This window comes from Burkholderia sp. KCJ3K979 (assembly GCF_016759955.1).
Taxonomy (GTDB): domain Bacteria; phylum Pseudomonadota; class Gammaproteobacteria; order Burkholderiales; family Burkholderiaceae; genus Burkholderia; species Burkholderia orbicola.
In genome coordinates this window covers 1-3,356 of sequence record NZ_JACFYV010000364.1, presented here as the reverse complement: position 1 = coordinate 3,356, position 3,356 = coordinate 1, and the positions used below count along the sequence as shown (strand labels likewise).

The following is a 3,356-nucleotide window of genomic DNA, read 5'->3' as shown; positions in this document are numbered from 1 at the left end:
GGCCGGCAAGCCCGGCCCGCCGCGTCGGCCACCGCCGCGACGCGGCTGGTCGAGTTGTCCGTGCGTCGTCAGCACCGGTTCGCGGCTGATGAAGCCCATCGACGTCTGCATCGGATCGGGCTGGCGACGCTCGGTCGGACCGGCAGCGCCGCCGCGCTTGCCCTTCTCCTCGGACGGCGCCTTCAGACCGACGGTCGCCATCAGTTTGCGCACCTGTGCGTCGTCGAGCTCTTCCCAACGACCACGCTTCAGGCCGCGCGGCAGCGGAATCGGGCCGTGACGCGTACGGATCAGCCGGCTCACCATCAGGCCGACCGCCTCGAACATCCGGCGCACTTCGCGGTTGCGGCCTTCGGCCAGCGCGACGTGATACCAGTGGTTCGTGCCTTCGCCGCCGCCATCGCGGATGCGCAGGAAATTCGCCGGACCGTCGTCGAGCTCGACGCCGTGCAGCAGCTTCTGCCGCATGCCTTCGGCCAGCTCGCCGACAACGCGCACCGCGTACTCGCGCTCGACGCTGTAACGCGGATGCATGAAGCGGTTCGCGAGATCACCGGAAGTCGTCAGCATCAGCAGACCTTCGGTATTGAAGTCGAGGCGGCCCACCGCAAGCCATTTCGCCGTCTTCATCGGCGGCAGACGGTCGAACACCGATGGACGGCCTTCCGGATCCGCGTGGCTGACGATTTCGCCGGTCGGCTTGTGATACAGCAGCACGCGCGGCGGCTTGTTCGGCAGCTTGCGCTTGACCGGCTTGCCGTTGATCCGCACCTGGTCGGTCGGCATGATCCGCTGGCCGATGTGCGCGGGCTCGCCGTTCACCGACACGCGGCCGGCGACGATCAGCTCTTCCATTTCGCGGCGCGACCCCATGCCCGCTTCCGCGAGCACCTTGTGGAGCTTCGGCGCGTCGTCGTCCGGCGACAGCACGCGCTTGTTCGCCGGCTGGGCGCGGCCGCGGCGCAGCATCGGCGCACGCACGCCGCTGCCGCCCGCGGAGTTGTCCGCGTCGAAGGCGGGCGACGTCACGTATGCGAACAGTTCGTCCTGGGACGCATCGCCTTCCGCTACCTTCGCCGGGCCACCTTCAGCCTTCGCTGCACCGCGACGGCCCTGGCCAGCCTGGCCGCCCTTGGCCGCCGCCGCGCCTTCGCGCTTGCCGGCCGGCTTGCGACCGCCCTTGGCCGCGCCTTCCTTGCGCGGCGTACGCGCCGGCTGCGCGTCGGCAGCCTCGGCCGGCTGCGCATCCGCGCCCTCGGCACCCTGCTGCTCGCCTTCGGCGCCCTTCGACTTGGCCGCCGCGCGACGCCGCGCGATCAGGCTACGCGGGCCGCGCCGCAGACCGCGGCGGGGACGCTCGTCGCCACCCGCGGCCGAAGCATCCTGCTCCGGCGCATCGTCGGCACGCGCTGCCTGCACGGCAGGCGCGGACGATTCAATATCGTGGATATCTGTCAAAACAACCTCAAAATGTCAGGTCTCGCGCCCGGCGCGGGCGCGGCAAGAAGTTGGCCGCGATCAGGCGCGACGCTGTTCGGGTTCTGCTTCGTCGTCCGGCAGCGCGTCGGCGCCGATGGGCGCACTGGCGCTTCGGACGGCATCCGCGAGACTGTCGGACGTGTCGTCCAGCATCTCGTCGTCCGCGGGACGGGAGCGGGAGGCGTCGGCCTGATCGGCCTCGCCGGGCATGTCGCCGGCCGCTTCCGCTCCGTCTCCGGCAGCCGCTTCGGCGGCCGGCTTGCGATCTTCCTCGCTCCAATCCGCACGCTGCGGTTCGGGCTGCACACCGGTCGGCACTGCTTCGGCGCCAACCTGTTCCATCTGTTCCGCTTGCCCGCGATCAGCATCGAGCGTATCGCGACTCGGAATTTCCTGCGTCGACGCGACGTCGGCCGCGGCATCGCCGGGCCCTTCGGCCGACTCGTCGGCGGGCGCTTCATCCGCCAGCGCCTGCGGCACGTCGGCCGCCGCGTCGTCGGCTACCACTACGTCACCGTCGAAATCCATGGCCTGCTGCGCGAGCAACGCGGCCTCGATGTTCGCGGCCGGCTCTTCGAGCGCCGGCAGGTCGTCGAGCGCCTTCAGGCCGAGATCGTCGAGGAACTGCTTGGTCGTCGCATACAGCGCCGGACGCCCCGGCACGTCGCGATGACCGATCACCTCGATCCAGCCGCGATCCTCGAGTTGCTTGACCACCTGCGTATTGACCGTGACGCCGCGAATCTCTTCGATGTCGCCGCGCGTGACGGGCTGCCGGTACGCGATGATCGCGAGCGTTTCGAGCACGGCGCGCGAATATTTCGGCGGCTTCTCGGGATGCAGGCGATCCAGATAATGACGCATCGCCGGCTTGCTCTGAAAGCGCCACCCGGTCGCCAGTGCCACCAGTTCGACACCGCGGCCGGACCAATCCTGTTTCAGATCTTCGAGTAACGTGCGGACCGTGTCAGCCGACACGCCGTCGGCAAAGAGCTTGCGCAAATCGCCGAGCTTCAGCGGTTCCTGCGCGCAGATCAAAGCAGTCTCGAGGACGATCTTCGCCTCTTGGGTATTCATGCAGCTAGGCCAGACCCTGTGGTCAAACGAACCGGATCAACAAACAGACGAAAGGAACGGAAGACGCGCTCGCCCGATTCTGATCGGTCATATTGATGGGAGCACGAACCGGGGGCGGCGAATCAACTTCAAGCCAGGCCCAAACCGGACGGAACAGCACGGCTCAACGACGGAACCGCGTGACTGAGCGCCATATTACGCAAAATTGCCCGGTGCGTAAAGATGAGCGAAACAGGCCGCCGCCCCGGCGGCACGCCCGCTCCGTCCCCGCTTCAGCGAACGCCCGCGCCGTGCGCGAGGAACCTGCGTAGTCGCTCCACGCCCGCGTCGAGCCGCGCCGGATCGCACGCATAACACCAGCGCACGAACCCTTCTCCCTCCGGGCCGAACGCTCGACCGGGCGCCAGGCCGAGCCCCGCGTCGCGCACCAGCGTCTTGCAGAACGCCAGGCTGTCGGTCGCGCCGGGCAGCCGCAGGAACAGGTACATCGCGCCGGGCGGAGGCGGCACCTCGACGCCCGGCAGCGTCCGCAGCGCGGCGACCAGGTGATCACGTGCGTCGCGCAGCGCCGTGACGAACGATCGCACGAACGGCTCCCCGTCGCGCAACGCGACCTCACCGGCGGCCTGCACGAAGCCCGGCGCGCACGACGTGTTGTATTCGACGAGCTTCGACAGGTCACCCATCACCGACGCCGGCGCAATCAGCCATCCGAGCCGCCAGCCCGTCATCGCCCACGCCTTCGAGAACGAATTCACGACCACGACGCGCTCGTCGCGCGACGCGATATCGAGAAACGA

At 68.7% G+C, this 3,356-nt stretch carries 3 protein-coding genes; all 3 read right to left on the bottom strand.

What is annotated here, in order from left to right; all coding sequences use genetic code 11:
- Window positions 1-1,458, bottom strand: a 1,458-nt coding sequence (rluB, locus tag H3O04_RS34625) for a 23S rRNA pseudouridine(2605) synthase RluB (RefSeq protein WP_202589440.1), incomplete at its 3' end; no start/stop codon positions are given.
- Window positions 1,459-1,518: 60 nt separating this feature from the next.
- Complete coding sequence (scpB, locus tag H3O04_RS34620) at window positions 1,519-2,556, bottom strand: SMC-Scp complex subunit ScpB (protein WP_202589439.1); 1,038 nt, start codon at window positions 2,554-2,556, stop codon at window positions 1,519-1,521.
- Between the two features lie 272 nt (window positions 2,557-2,828).
- The coding region (locus H3O04_RS34615; RefSeq protein ID WP_202589438.1) for an aminotransferase class I/II-fold pyridoxal phosphate-dependent enzyme at window positions 2,829-3,356 on the bottom strand (528 nt) is incomplete at its 5' end.